Below are 14,774 nucleotides of genomic sequence, written 5' to 3' on the forward strand. Positions count from 1 at the left end.
TTCCCCCGGCTTATTCGTCTGTCGTTTCGGCTTCGGCTGGCTGAACTGTGGGCGTTTCCGATTCGACTTGCGATTCCGGGTAGACCTGGCGCCAGGCAAGGTAGAGGCCACAGCCGATGACGGGCGTGAGCAGGGTCGAGACCAGGAGGCCGCCGATGAAGCCGAGAATGCCCAGGACAAGGCCAAGGACCACGGCGACGACCATGAGCAGGACGACAAACACCAGGTAGGCGCCAAGATTGCCCAGGCAATCGAAAAAGCTCTGCTTCATCGCGGCAATCGGCTCCGCGTCATCCAGCATGACGCGCGGGATGGCAAAGAACTGCAAGGCGTAGACCACCAGGGCAATCAGCAGTGCCAGTGGAATCAGGATCAGGGCGCCGCCGCCCAGCGCGCCAAGCAGAGCTTCGGCCGACCCACTGGTCAGCGCAGCGAAGCCGCCTCCCAGCAAGGCGCCGCCGACGACAATCATCAGCAGCACGAACAGTAGCACTGCCCCTGCAATGCTGGGCAGGCACAACATGATCATCGCACCGGTTTTTCCCGACTCGCCGAAGGCGCGGAACAATTGGCCAATTTCTGTTGTCCTGCCGGCTTCCTGCTCGCGTGCGGCATGGACGATGCCGCCGTAGAGCGCTGGTCCGATCACGACCATGACCAATCCACCGATAACGGGAACCCAGCCAATGGCGGCAACGATCAGACCCATGACCAGGAAAACGACGGGGTTTTTCAGGATCAGCTGAACCGCTCCGGTAATCCAGTTCAGGCCGCTGCCCGCTTCAATTTTCTGTGCACTCATGTTGGATTCCTCGCTTAAGGCAACGCTGAATCGCAGCGCGATGTCGATCAAAGTTCACAAACTCTTGCCTGTAGATACGAATGGCACATTTATTCCATGCCACAAAGGGGTTACACTTTTGCTTGTGGCGAAAAAGGATTTCGTCGCACAACACTACTTGTCACTATCCCTGATGGGGGGAACCATGGCCACAAAGAAGAAAGCAGCACCAATCCAGGACGACGCTCGCGATGCGAGTCTGCGCGTTTCCAAGCGCATGCGCGACAGCCTCAAGGCCACTGCGGCCGTAATGGGCCGTCCGCTCTACGACGTCACCAACGAAGCGATCAACAGCTACCTGTCCACGGTCAAGCTCGGCGACCCGCTCAAGGCGATCCGCAGCAATGCACGCGGCCGCAAGTAAGCGCTTGATGTTGCTGCATTAATCACGGCACTTGCAAGTTTACCGATCAAAGACGCCAGCTGCTCTGCAGCTGGCGTCTTTTTCGTTGGGCCTGAACCCCGGTTGCCCTGGCGCCCAGCGGGCACCGACGGGCCCCTGGCCATCAATCGACGGGCGGCAGGACATTCATGACTTCCCGCAGCGTGGTCACGCCACGTGCAACCTGAGCGGCAGCCGAGACGCGCAGCGGCCGCATGCCCTCGCCGAGTACGGTCTGGCGGACTCGAGCCAGGTCCATGTCCGGCTGGATCAGGGCACGCAGGGCCGCGGTGACGCGCATCATCTCGTAAATGCCGGTACGCCCCTGGAATCCGGTCTTGCGGCACTCCAGGCAGCCCTTGGGGCCGTAATTCGTTTCCGGAACAGGCAGTTGCCAGCCGTGGGTGAATGCCGCCCAGGCATTTTCGTCGAGCGGAGCCTCTACCTTGCAGTGCACGCACAGCGTACGCACCAGGCGTTGCGCCACGATGCCGGCCAGGGTCGACTGAATCAGATAATTGGGCACACCGAGGTCGAGCAGGCGGGTGAGCGCACTCGGCGCATCATTGGTATGCAGGGTCGAGAGCACCAGATGGCCGGTCAGTGATGCCTGTACGGCCATCTGTGCCGTTTCCAGGTCGCGGATTTCGCCCACCATGATGATGTCGGGATCCTGGCGCATCAACGTGCGTACGCCGGCCGCGAAATCGAGATCGATCGCGTTGTGCACCTGCATCTGGTTGAACTCGGGACTGACCATCTCGATCGGGTCTTCGACCGTGCAGACATTGATATCCGGAGTCGCCAGCACCTTCAATGTCGAATACAGCGTGGTGGTCTTGCCCGAACCGGTCGGTCCGGTGACCAGCACGATGCCATGCGGGCGTTCGACCATTTCGCGCCAGATGGTTTCTTCGCCGCTCGAAAAACCGAGCTGACGGAATTCCTTGACCACGATATCCGGGTCGAAGATACGCATGACGATCTTTTCACCGAACGCGGTTGGCATGCTCGACAGGCGCAGCTCGACTTCGCGCCCGCCCGGCGAGCGCGTCTTGATGCGGCCATCCTGGGGACGCCGCTTTTCGGCCACGTCCATGCGACCGAGGATCTTGATGCGCGAGGTGACGGCGGTCATCACGGGCGTCGGCAGCTCGAATACCTTGTGCATGACCCCGTCGATGCGGAACCGGATATGGCTGGTATCGCGCCTTGGCTCAAGATGGATGTCCGAGGCGCGCTGCTCGAATGCGTATTGCAGCAGCCAGTCGACGATATGCACGACATGACGGTCGTCCACCCCGAGGTCGCCGGTCTTGCCGAGCTCGACGAGCTGTTCGAAGTTGAGACCGGCCGCGTTGTCGTTGATCTCTGCCTTGGCATCCCTGGCCTTCTGGATCGAGCGCTGCACGCCCCACCACTCGGTCAGGAAGCGGCTGACGTCGATCGGACTGGCGACCATGCGCTGGATGTCGCGACGCAGGATGTGGCCGAGATCGGCCATCCAGCGCGTATCAAACGGTTCCGAAGTGGCAAACACGACCTGCAGCTCGCTGACCGCGACCGGCAAGATGCGATAGCGCAGCGCATAGGCATGGCTGACCACCTGAGTCACGGCCGGCACATCGATCTTCATCGGATCGATCTTCAGGTAGGGCAGCTTGGCCCGCCCGGCCATCCAGTGGGTCAGCACTTCGAGGCTGAGCGGCTTGCCGGGATCGCGCCGATCAGCGAGCTTCAGGTTGGCAATAAGGATCAGCGGGTGGAGCTCAAGCTTGCTGGTCGTGGTGCGCACGTCGGCGCGCACGCGGCGCAGATCTTCCTCGCTGATGATTCGATCGGCCAGAAGTGCCTCGAGGGCTTCGTCCAGGTCGATGCGGTGATGCAGGCCCAGCCGCGAACCCGGCGCCGGGTCGGCGGCAGCCGCCTTCATGGTTGCTTCGGGACGCACCGGTTGTGTGGCCATGCCGCGCAGATCCTCGGTGTAGCGCAAGTGCCCGTTATACTAGCGCGCTTTGCCACCGCTACTGTGACCCAGACCATGGCCGGACTCAGTTTTCAGGACGTAATCCAGACCCTCAACCGCTACTGGGCCGAGAAGGGCTGCGTGTTGATCCAGCCGCTCGATACCGAAGTCGGGGCCGGCACCTTCCATCCGGCGACCTTCCTGCGCGCGCTGGGACCGGAGCCGTGGTCGGCCGCCTATGTGCAGCCATCAAGGCGGCCGACCGATGGCCGCTACGGCGAAAATCCGAATCGCCTGCAGCACTACTACCAGTACCAGGTCGTGCTGAAACCGAATCCGGACGACATACTCGATCTCTACATCGGCTCGCTCGAGGCGCTCGGAATCGATCCGCTTGTTCACGACCTGCGCTTCGTCGAGGACAACTGGGAATCACCCACCCTGGGCGCATGGGGACTGGGCTGGGAAGTCTGGCTGAACGGCATGGAGGTGACCCAGTTCACCTACTTCCAGCAGGCCGGCGGGCTCGAATGTCGCCCGGTAACCGGCGAGATCACCTACGGCCTCGAACGCCTGGCGATGTACTTGCAGAACGTCGACAACGTCTACGACCTGGTCTGGACCGACGGGCCACGCGGCGTGGTCAGCTACGGCGATGTGTTCCACCAGAACGAAGTCGAGCAAAGCACGTACAACTTCGAGCATGCCAATGTGGCCAGGCTGTTCGACTGGTTTGACACCTGCGAGGCCGAGGCGAAAGCCCTGGTCGAAGCCGGCCTGCCCTTGCCTGCCTATGAGCAGGTGACCAAGGCCAGCCATACCTTCAATCTGCTCGATGCCCGCCGCGCGATCAGCGTCACCGAACGCCAGCGCTACATCCTTCGCGTTCGCACCCTGGCCCGCGGCGTCGCCGAAGCCTATTACAGCCAGCGCGAGAAGCTCGGATTTCCGGGCCTGCGCAATCGCAGGGAAGCCGCATGAGCGCGAACATGAAGCCCGCGACACTACTCGTCGAAATCGGCACCGAAGAACTGCCGCCCAGGTCGCTCGATGCGCTTGCGCAGGCGTTTGCCGCCAATCTGCTCGACGGACTGGCGAAAGCCGGCATCAGCATGAATGCGGAGGCAACAAGAACCTGCTGTTCGCCGAGACGGCTTGCCGTACTCGTTCCCGAAGTCGCCCGGCAGCAGCCTGATCAGGCGATCGAGCGTCGCGGTCCGGCGGTTTCCGCAGGCCTCGACGCAAATGCGGAACCGACCCGCGCCCTGAGCGGCTTCGCGGCCAGTTGCGGCGTCGAAGTTGCAGCGCTGGAGAAGCTCGAGACCGACAAGGGCGCATGGTTTGTCTACCGCGCAACCCAGCCGGGCCAGCCGACCGCCAGACTGCTGCCAGGCATCCTCGCCGAAGCGGTCAAGTCTCTGCCCATTCCGAAGCCGATGCGCTGGGGCGACCACGAGTTCGCCTTTGTGCGGCCAGCGCACTGGCTGGTCATGCTGCATGGCACCGAGATCGTTCCGGCAGAACTGTTCGGACTGCAATCTGGCAGGCATTCACGCGGTCATCGCTTCCATCATGCCGGGCCGGTAGCGATTGCGGATGCGGATTCCTGGCTGGACACGCTTGCTGCAGCACGTGTCCTTGCCGACCCCCAACAGCGGCGGCAGCGCATCGTGGACGAAGTCGCCCGGGTCAGCAGCGAAGTCGGCGGCAAGCCGCGCCTCGAAAGCGAACTTCTCGACGAGATCGCCAACCTCACCGAGTGGCCGGTGGCCATCGCCTGCAACTTTGATCGCGACTTCCTCGCCGTTCCGCAGGAAGCACTGATCATGACCATGGAGACCAATCAGAAATTCATCCCTGTGTTCGACGCCGAAGGTAAGCTCAGCGAGCATTTCATCGGGTTCGCCAACATTGAATCGAAAGACCCTGGCGAAATTCGCAAGGGTTATGAGCGCGTGATTCGACCGCGCTTCGCCGATGCCCGATTCTTCTATGACGAAGATCGAAAGCAGGGACTGGAGTCGTTCCAGGAATCGCTCGAGTCGGTGACCTATCAACAGGCACTGGGCAGCGTCTGGGACAAGTGCATCCGCGTTGCCGAACTGGCCCGCGTGATTGCCAACCGGGTCGGCGTCGATGCGGCGCTGGCGACCCGTGCAGCGGCTCTGAGCAAGTGTGACCTGATGTCGCGCATGGTCGGCGAGTTTCCCGAGTTGCAGGGCATCATGGGACGCTACTACGCGAGCCAGGGCGAAAGGCCGGAGTCCGCAGAAGTCGCCCGCGCGCTTGATGAGTTCTACCGTCCGCGCAATGCCGGCGACGGCATTGCAGAGGGCCGACTCGGACAGGTGCTGGCCGTTGCCGAGCGCCTGGATACCCTCGCCGGCATCTTTGCTGTCGGCATGAAGCCCGGTGGCAACAAGGATCCCTTTGCATTGCGGCGCGCCGCCCTCGGCCTGGCCCGCACGATCATCGAAGGTGCGCTCGATATCGACCTCAAAGCCCATCTCGCCGAAGCGCTGGCAGGATTGCCGGAATCGGCCCTCGTGGCGGGCCTGGGCAAGGGCAAGGACGGCCAGGCTCGCGAACTCGATGCAGGCAAGCGCCGCAACGAACTGGCTGCCGAGATCCATGAATTCATTGTCGACCGGCTGCGCAGCTACTACGCTGAACAGAATGTGGCCGGCGAAGCCTTCGAGGCGGTACGCGTCCTGTCGCCGAACTCCCTGCTCGATTTTGACCGGCGCCTGCGCGCGGTCATGGCATTTGCCCGATTGCCCGAGGCTCAGGCACTGGCGGCGGCCAACAAGCGCATTGGCAATATCCTGCGCCAGGCAGAGGCCAGCCCGACTGGCGAAATCGATCCCGCCCTGCTGGAATCGGAAGCGGAACGCATGCTGGTAGCTGCAGTTGCCGCGGCAGAGACCGACTCTGCGCCACTGCTCGCCGAAGCCGACTATGTGGGATTGCTGCGACGGCTGGCCGCACTGCGCGAACCAGTCGACCACTTCTTCGATGGCGTGATGGTGATGGCCGAGGACGAGGCGATACGCAAAAATCGGCTTGTCCTGCTGGGACGTCTTCGCTCGATGTTCCTGCGCGTGGCCGACATATCCCTGCTGCCTGCTGCGCCGTCGCCGACCTGATCGCGTCATGCCCGTCTGGCCGACCCTGGACCAGGATCGGGGGACTGCCCGGGCGACGATCGCGTAAACTTCGGGCTCGCAGGGGCGTGCGAGACGCCAACAACAGCGTGAAGTCCATGAAATCATGGGCTTGGGAAGCCTCTGCTTCGCCTTTCATGCCTCATGCGGCATGATTCGGCTTGACGCCGACCACGAGCCGAGCTGCCCGGGATGAGTCCAAACAATAGCGACGCCAGCACCACGCAACGACGCACCATGCATCCGCACCGCCGGATCGGTGCCGGCGAAGTGCCAGCCTGCCTGGTCGTATTGCAGGGTCAGCGACTGGGCCAGCGCATCAATCTTGGCGAAGAGCCGCTGACCATCGGTCGGGCACCGGAAGCGGAATTCCAGATTGTCGAGCGCAGTGTTTCGCGCGCCCACTGCCGCATTACCCGAGAGCCGGCCGGATACCGGATCAAGGACCTCGACTCTACCAACAAGACCTTCCTCAACGACCAGCCCATCATCGAGGCGGAGCTCAAGGATGGCGACCATATCGCGGTCGGCAGTTGCGTCCTCAAGTTCATGGACCGTTCCTCGGTCGAGGCGCGCTACCACGAGGAGTTGTACCAGTTGGCCACGGCCGACTCGCTCACCGACCTCTACAACCGTCGCCAGTTCCTCGAACTGATCGACCGCGAAATCGCGCGCGCGGCCAACTACAAGCGTCCCTTGAGTCTGCTGATCATGGACCTCGACCACTTCAAGTCGGTCAACGACGAATACGGCCATCCAAGCGGCGATCTTGTCCTGAAGAAGGTCGCCATGGCCCTGCGCGGACAGTCGCGCGAAGAATTCATTGTTGCGCGGATCGGGGGCGAGGAATTCGCGATCGTTCTGCCCGAGAGCGAGCTGGAGCGCGCCGTGGAGTTCGCCGAAAAACTGCGTTCGACGATTTCGGAACTCGAGTTTTCGCTGAACGACGAGATCAAGCAGATAACGGTCAGCATCGGAGCAGCCTCCTGGCTCAACGGCATGAGCGCCACCGGCGACCTGATGCGTGCCGCAGATGAACAGCTCTATCGGGCCAAGCAAGGTGGGCGCAACCGGGTTTGCTCGAACCTCGATCCTTAGGGCAACGCATTCGTCCGACACCCGCGATTCGGGCGCTGGCAGGCGCCGGGGCCCCGACAAGAGGCTCGATCGAACCGGCTTGCAGCGGAAAATGCCGAACTGGACGCGATTCAACCGCCTTGCGCATGTGCAGGCGGAACGTCAGGCCAGGCGAGGAAAACCGGCTCCCGCCATGCAAGGATTCACGAAACTGACGCCAAACTGCAACGGAATCAAGGATTGATTACGATGCGCCACCGCTTTATTGTGCTCGGCCCGCGATTCACCCCGGCGTGCAATTTTCATCCGACCCCGGCTGGACCTATCGCCCGTTCACTCAACGAGCGCTATGATTGCGGCTCAACCTACGATGCATTTCGTTTATTGTTTCTGGAGGATCATGTCATGATGAAGTTTGTCGCCACCGCCTTGACAGCGCTGGCCGTACTCGGGGGCTGCAATTCCTCCAACCAGTCTGCCGGCTCTTCGGCATCGAACGGCAGCGGCGCAGCCCAGAACGACGGCCAGCCGGTCGTCGTCGAGATTCCCGACAGGATCAACGGCAAGGTTTCGCTGCGCGCTCCGGCCGTGATCAACGAAGGCGCCAAGCTCAGTGTCCAACTGGTCGATGTGGCCCAGCAGGACATCGTCATCGCCGAAACCTCCGAAACTGTAAACGGCCAGCCTCCCTACCAGTTCACACTCCCGCTCGAACCCGGACGCATCGACGAGACTCGTGTCTACGTCGTCAATGTGTTGCTGATCGATGGTGAGCGCCGCTACGTGCAGGCCCTGCAGTCACCGGTGCTGACCGGCGGTGCCGGATCGGACATCGAAGTCGTGCTCAATTCCGAGGCTACGGCTGGCGAGAACCTGAAGGAAGAATTCAACAAGCTCAAGTCGCAGATTGGCGGCATGAAGCGAATCCAGGATTCCTTCCTGGACGGCGACCTGTCGGTCGCATGGGACGGCTTCTATGAGGCTGGCAACAAGCTGCGCTTCATGCGTGTCAGCACGGAACTGGGCCAGGGTGATACTGCTGTTCGCTCGAACATCGAGTACGCCTTCGAGGATGGCAAGCCCTTGGCAATTCTGAAGAAGGGCAGTGGCAACACGCGGGTGGGCTGGAACGAGGCCGGCGAGGTTGTCCTCAATGAAAAGGGCAACAGCGACGTTGTCAGTGAAGAAGAAGCTGCCGCGCTCTACACGAGTGCACTGGAAGCTTTCGCCATGGGTGAGAAAAAGCTTCCCAAGCGCAAGTAATCCCGATCCGACAGTTCGAACATCAAGGAAAGGCCGGCACTGCCGGCCTTTCTGCTTTGGGCTGGTCGCTCAGCGTCTTGCCCTGGCAAACGCATCGGCCAGCGAGCCGGCCGCAACCGGCTCGGACTTGCCTGGCTTGCCCGGGCTGCGCCTGGCCGCGGTTTCCGTCGAGGGCTTTTTCGCTGCTTTGGAATCGGCACCCGGTTCATCGTCGAGGCGCATGCTGAGACCGATTCGCTTGCGTGCAAGATCCAGCTCCATGACCTTGACCCTGACGATGTCGCCCGCCTTGACGATTTCGCGCGGATCCTTGACGAACCGGCTTGCCAGCGCCGAGACGTGCACGAGCCCGTCCTGGTGCACGCCCAGATCGACAAAGGCGCCAAACGCGGCCACATTGCTGACCACACCCTCGAGGATCATGCCGGGCTTGAGATCACGGATGTCCTCGATGCCATCGGCGAACTCTGCGGTCCTGAATTCGGGGCGTGGATCGCGCCCCGGTTTCTCCAGCTCTTTCAGGATGTCGCGTACGGTCGGAATGCCGAAAGCCGCATCGGTGAACTGACCGGGATCCAGCGAACGCAGGAACCGGCTGTCGCCAATCAGGGTCCCTACCTCGCGACCGCACTGGCTGATGATTCGCTGCACCACCGGATAGGCTTCCGGATGGACTGCCGAGGCATCGAGAGGATCGTCGCCGTTGCCAATGCGCAGGAAGCCGGCGCATTGCTCGAAGGCCTTCTCACCGAGCCGCGGCACCTTGAGCAATTCCCTGCGCGTGCGAAACGCTCCGTTCTCGTCGCGATAGCGAACGATGTTGTCGGCCACCGCCGGTGTCAGGCCAGCGACGCGCGCCAGCAGCGGCGGCGAGGCGGTATTCACGTCGACGCCGACCGCATTGACGCAATCCTCCACGCGCGCCACCAGGGCGTGCGCCAGTTTCACCTGATTGACGTCATGCTGATATTGACCGACCCCGATGGATTTGGGATCGATCTTGACCAGCTCCGCCAGCGGATCCTGCAGACGGCGGGCAATCGACACCGCACCGCGCAGCGATACGTCGAGATCCGGGAATTCCTTCGCCGCAACCTCGGAAGCCGAGTACACCGATGCACCGGCCTCGCTGACGATGATCCTGGCCAGCTTCAGATCGGCATGCCTGCGCATCAGATCGGCAACCAGACGATCCGTTTCGCGCGAGGCAGTGCCGTTGCCGATCGCGACCAGGTTTACACCATGCTTTCGACTCAGCGATGCCAGCTCTGCTATCGACTGATCCCAGAGCTTCCTGGGTTCGTGCGGATAGATCACCGAAGTCGCCAGCAACTTGCCGGTGCCGTCCACGATGGCCAGCTTCACGCCGGTGCGGATGCCCGGATCGAGCCCCATGACCGTCTTCGCGCCGGCCGGCGCGGCCATCATCAGATCCTTGAGGTTGTCGCCGAATACGCGAATCGCTTCGGCTTCGGCCGCTTCGCGGGCGCGTCCAAACAGATCCAGGCCAAGATGCAGATGCAGCTTGATCCGCCAGGCCTGCCTGGCGGTGTCGAGCAACCAGCGGTCGCCCGGTCGCCCGCGGTCTGAAATGCCGAAGTGTCCGGCAACACGTCCTTCGGCTTCCGTGTGTCCGGCTGCAGCGGCTTCATCGAGTGCGACGGCCGCATCCTCACCGGCGGACGGCTTTCGCAAGGCTGTTGTCGGTCGCGGCGCCAGCTCGAGATCGAGCACGCCCTCGTTGCGCGCACGGAACAGGGCAAGCAATCGGTGTGAAGGGATCGTCCCTATCGCCTCGACGTGTTCGAAGTAGTCGCGGAACTTGGCTCCTTCCTGCTCCTTGCCCGCGACAAGTCTGGCGCGGATGACAGCCTTCGCGGTCATCCATTCGCGCAATCCGCCGACCAGGGCGGGATCCTCCGAGAACAACTCCATCAGGATCGCGCGGGCGCCATCGAGCGCAGCTTTCACATCGGCGATGCCCTTCTCCGCGTCAACGAAGGCGGCCGCCTGTTCCCCGGGCACCTTGTCCGGGTTGTCGCGCAGCCCGAAAGCCAGCGGCTCCAGTCCGGCCTCGCGCGCCATCTGCGCCCGGGTCCGGCGTCGCGGCTTGTATGGCAGATACAGGTCTTCCAGGCGCGCCTTGTTGTCGGCGGCCAGTAGATCCGCGCGCAAGCTGTCGCTCAACTTGCCCTGCTCGTCGATACTGGCAATTATCGCCGCACGCCGCTCCTCGAGCTCGCGCAGATAGCCGAGACGTTCCTCGAGCAGGCGCAGTTGGGTGTCATCCAGACCGCCGGTCACCTCCTTCCGATAGCGCGCGATGAATGGCACGGTCGCGCCTGCATCGAGCAATTCGACTGCCGCGCGAACCTGCTCGGAACGGGCCGCAATTTCCCCGGCGAGCCTTTCTTCAATGCTGGACATTCTTTTTCTGTTTTCCTGGGTGCAAGGTCGAGCAGACCATCAGAGTGGTCCGGGGAAAAAGCGAGAGAGGGCTTCAGGCGACGCGCTGATGGCGCTTGAGGTGGACCAGCAGCAGCGAGATGGCCGCCGGCGTGACGCCACTGATGCGTCGCGCCTGACCGATCGTGGTCGGTCGGGTGGCCTTGAGCTTGATCAGGACCTCGGCAGACAATCCACGCACGTTGTCGTAGACGAATTCCTGCGGAATGCCCGTGTCCTCGTGGCGGCGACTGCGCTCGATCTCATCGCGCTGACGGTCCAGATAACCTGCGTACTTGGTGGCTATTTCCACCTGCTCGGCGACTTGCGAGTCGGCCACCGCCGGGCCAAGGCCAGCCAGCGATGTCAGCTTGACATAGTCGAGCTCGGGACGACGCAGCAGTTCAAGCGCGCTTGCGTCACGGCTGAGCGACACACCGAGCTCCTGCTCGATGGCCTGGCCCAGTGCATTGCCTGGAGTGACCCAGAGCGCGTGCAGGCGCGCCTGCTCCGACTCGATGGCTTCACGCTTGCGCAGCACCTGTTCGTTTCGCGCCGCGCTCACACAGCCGAGTTCGTGACCGATGGCAGTCAGGCGCAGATCTGCATTGTCTTCGCGCAAATGCAGCCGGTATTCGGCGCGCGAGGTGAACATGCGGTAGGGCTCGATCGTACCGTTGGTCGTCAGGTCGTCGATCAGCACGCCGATATAGGCCTCGTCGCGACGCGGTGTCCATGGTGCCAGTCCGCGTGCTGCGCGCGATGCGTTGAGGCCGGCAACCAGTCCCTGTGCCGCGGCTTCCTCATAGCCGGTCGTGCCGTTGATCTGGCCGGCGAAGTAGAGCCCCTCGATGGCTTTTGTTTCCAGCGAGGGCTTCAGGCCGCGCGGATCGAAGTAGTCGTATTCGATCGCGTAGCCCGGGCGCGTGATGTGGGCATTCTCGAAGCCGCGAATCGAATGCACCAGTTCAAGCTGGACGTCGTACGGGAGGGATGTGGATATGCCGTTCGGGTAGATTTCATACGTATCGAGACCCTCGGGTTCGATGAAGATCTGGTGCGAGCTCTTGTCGGCAAATCGCACGACCTTGTCTTCTATCGACGGGCAGTAGCGGGGGCCCACTCCCTCGATCATTCCGCCATAGAGCGGTGAGCGGTCAAGGCCGCCACGGATAATCTCGTGGGTATGCTCGCTGGTATGCGTTATCCAGCAACTGATCTGACGTGGATGTTCCTCGCGCGAACCCATGAATGAAAAGACCGGCGCCGGATCATCTCCGGGCTGTTCTTCGAGACCGGCAAAATCGATGGTACGGCCATCGATGCGCGGCGGCGTGCCGGTCTTCAGTCGATCCACGGCAATCGGCAATTCACGCATGCGTTCGGCCAGCCGCTGCGCCGGCGCATCGCCTGCGCGTCCGCCGGCATGGTTGCTCAAGCCGATATGAATCTTGCCGGCCAGAAAAGTCCCGGCGGTCAGCACGACGCTGCGGGCATGAAACCTGAGACCCATCTGCGTCAGCACGCCCGTCACCCGACCTGCCTCGATCAACAGGTCATCGACCGCCTGCTGGAACAATTGCAGGTTCGGCTGCGTCTCGACGATCGAGCGGATCGCTGCGCGGTAAAGGACGCGATCAGCCTGGCATCGTGTCGCACGCACGGCGGGGCCCTTCGAGGCATTCAATGTGCGCCACTGAATACCGGCCCGGTCAGCGGCGTGCGCCATGGCGCCACCGAGCGCATCAATCTCGCGCACCAGATGGCCCTTGCCGATGCCGCCGATCGCAGGATTGCAACTCATCTGCCCAATCGTCTCGATGCTGTGGCTGAGCAGCAAGGTGCGCGCGCCACTGCGGGCAGCCGCCAGCGCAGCCTCGGTGCCGGCATGCCCGCCACCGACCACGATCACATCGAATTGATAACCACGATCCAGCGACATCATTCACTTCCCGGAAATTCGAAGCGGATTCTATCGCAGGCACGTTGGCATGCGCTTGGCACGGAACCTGCTGTTGTTGTCATGCACTCCCACCGGCGCTAGACGTATGCGAGCACGTCGAAGGTCGGAATTCAGGGGCTGGCCACGCGCCGGTGGGAGGATGCACTGAAACTCGCCAATCCAGCTGCCCAGGCAGCATGCATTGGAAAGACCTCCAGGGAAGTGCTGAACAAGTGGCGCAGAAAGGCGTCATGACGGCTGCGCCACTTGTTCAGCATTGCTCGGGATCGGGCGCGGCACGGAAAGGCTGGCGCCCGGCGGTCTTAGGAACAGGGGGAATCCAAGAGGACCATGGTGCCGGGCGCCAGGTTAACCGGTCTTCTGATTCAAACAACGAATGCCGCGCCCTCAAAAGCGCGGCATTCGTTGTTTGACGGTCAGACTTGACCTTATCGGTAACAGCAATTGGCAGACTGTGACCGTAATCGCGGATTACCGGCAGCGCTGGATCGGCTCCGTCATCGCCGGTCATTTTACGACATGAAACGTCAGATTCGCGGTCTGATTTTCCGAATACTCCGGGTTTTCGAGCAATCAGCCTGGTTGGCACGCCCCTTGCTACATCCCTATCAAGCCAACATTACCCAGGGAGTTCACCATCATGATCGCTACCGCCTCCGCAATGAATCTGAATCCTCTCTTCCTTCGCCACGACCTCATGATCGAACTGGGGCGCCTGGAAATGGCGATGCAGGACATGCAGACCACATCCCAGGTCGACCAGAGCACCGCCCAGCTGCAGCAGCTCGAAAGCCGCCGCGCACGCATCAACGAAGCCCTGAGCCGCCTGCCGGCCTGAATTGACACCGGAAACTCTCTGGGTAGACCAGAAAACCGCGCGAAAGCGCGGTTTTTTGTTGCCTGCAATTCGCCCGGCCAACAATTCCTGATGCGCGGCAGATCGCACAGGCGCAAGCCTTCCGTCACTGCCCCCCGAAAGATCAACGCACACAACGGCTGCATCGCGGCCCGCGCGGACCGGGTAGCGGATCAGACCCTGGCGATCGCAGCGAAAATTCGGTCGCTCAGCAGCTCCCGACCTGCCCGGCAAGGCCTGAGCAGTTGTCATTCGCGCTCAAGCGAGCAAACCAGGAATACGGGTTGCAGCCGAAAATCACGGTTCGGACGGGGTACATGCCCTGACGCTGCCGTGAATCCGATCCGGCCATGCACGACCAGGGCAACGACTTCGTCCTAGTGCTTTCGACCCGAACTCCGCGGTGCCGGAGCACTGCGCATGGGTCTCGAGCCGGACGACGGCCGACTGAACGATCCCGATGGAGGCCTGGAAACGGGCGCCACGCTGCGCGAAGGCTTTGCCGCGGGAGGCTGCGAAAGCGTGGTAGCGGGCTGGCGAACGGCCTGTATCGGAGCACGACCGGTCCACGGGCCAACCCCGAGGTTCATCAGACCTGCGCTGCGGCTGCCCGCCGCTGGAACTCGATCACGTCGGGCCCAACCTGCGGATTCGGGCATGGCACCGTCCGGCCGATGTGAAAGTGCCACCCGGCGAGCGCGCTCCTCCTCCACACCCGGTCGCAAGCTTGGCGAATTGACGACGATCACGGTCGGTGGGCCCCACCAGATCGGTGCGTAGCCATAGCCCCACGGATAACCGTAGTAGCCTCCGAGGC

The 14,774-nt window shown here is 62.4% G+C and carries 10 protein-coding genes; 6 read left to right on the top strand and 4 right to left on the bottom strand.

Going from position 1 to position 14,774, the window contains the following annotated elements:
• Window positions 1–10 precede the first annotated feature (10 nt).
• Window positions 11–802, bottom strand: coding sequence for a BPSS1780 family membrane protein (locus R3F00_RS13080; protein WP_371282235.1), 792 nt, complete (start codon window positions 800–802; stop codon window positions 11–13).
• Here R3F00_RS13080 and R3F00_RS13085 point away from each other — a divergent pair.
• Window positions 801–1,205, top strand: a complete 405-nt coding sequence (locus tag R3F00_RS13085) for a hypothetical protein (protein ID WP_371282236.1) — start codon at window positions 801–803, stop codon at window positions 1,203–1,205. The two genes, R3F00_RS13080 and R3F00_RS13085, sit on opposite strands and share 2 nt — an antisense overlap.
• A gap of 142 nt (window positions 1,206–1,347) precedes the next feature.
• On the opposite strand, the gene R3F00_RS13090 is transcribed toward R3F00_RS13085, so the two are convergent.
• Complete coding sequence (locus R3F00_RS13090) at window positions 1,348–3,189, bottom strand: GspE/PulE family protein (protein WP_371282237.1); 1,842 nt, start codon at window positions 3,187–3,189, stop codon at window positions 1,348–1,350.
• A gap of 75 nt (window positions 3,190–3,264) precedes the next feature.
• Between R3F00_RS13090 and glyQ the strand changes: the two genes are divergently transcribed.
• From glyQ to R3F00_RS13110, 4 genes are all read left to right on the top strand, one after another.
• The gene (gene glyQ, locus R3F00_RS13095) at window positions 3,265–4,170 is read left to right on the top strand and encodes a glycine--tRNA ligase subunit alpha (RefSeq protein WP_371282250.1); all 906 of its coding nucleotides are present in this window, start codon (window positions 3,265–3,267) and stop codon (window positions 4,168–4,170) included.
• Window positions 4,167–6,335, top strand: a complete 2,169-nt coding sequence (gene glyS, locus R3F00_RS13100) for a glycine--tRNA ligase subunit beta (RefSeq protein WP_371282238.1) — start codon at window positions 4,167–4,169, stop codon at window positions 6,333–6,335. Before glyQ ends, glyS begins: the two co-directional genes overlap by 4 nt.
• A gap of 210 nt (window positions 6,336–6,545) precedes the next feature.
• On the top strand, window positions 6,546–7,451 hold the full coding sequence (locus R3F00_RS13105) for a diguanylate cyclase (RefSeq protein ID WP_371282239.1): 906 nt from the start codon (window positions 6,546–6,548) through the stop codon (window positions 7,449–7,451).
• A gap of 228 nt (window positions 7,452–7,679) precedes the next feature.
• The gene (locus tag R3F00_RS13110) at window positions 7,680–8,693 is read left to right on the top strand and encodes a YbaY family lipoprotein (protein WP_371282240.1); all 1,014 of its coding nucleotides are present in this window, start codon (window positions 7,680–7,682) and stop codon (window positions 8,691–8,693) included.
• Between the two features lie 69 nt (window positions 8,694–8,762).
• On the opposite strand, the gene R3F00_RS13115 is transcribed toward R3F00_RS13110, so the two are convergent.
• Together R3F00_RS13115 and mnmG are read right to left on the bottom strand one after the other, a co-directional pair.
• Window positions 8,763–11,120, bottom strand: a complete 2,358-nt coding sequence (locus R3F00_RS13115) for a Tex family protein (RefSeq protein ID WP_371282241.1) — start codon at window positions 11,118–11,120, stop codon at window positions 8,763–8,765.
• A gap of 73 nt (window positions 11,121–11,193) precedes the next feature.
• Entirely contained in the window at window positions 11,194–13,080 is a 1,887-nt protein-coding gene (gene mnmG, locus R3F00_RS13120) for a tRNA uridine-5-carboxymethylaminomethyl(34) synthesis enzyme MnmG (RefSeq protein WP_371282242.1), read from the bottom strand.
• A gap of 661 nt (window positions 13,081–13,741) precedes the next feature.
• Here mnmG and R3F00_RS13125 point away from each other — a divergent pair.
• Window positions 13,742–13,939, top strand: coding sequence for a hypothetical protein (locus R3F00_RS13125; protein WP_371282243.1), 198 nt, complete (start codon window positions 13,742–13,744; stop codon window positions 13,937–13,939).
• Window positions 13,940–14,774 lie beyond the last annotated feature (835 nt).

This window comes from Dokdonella sp., from assembly GCF_041395345.1.
Classification (GTDB): domain Bacteria; phylum Pseudomonadota; class Gammaproteobacteria; order Xanthomonadales; family Rhodanobacteraceae; genus Dokdonella.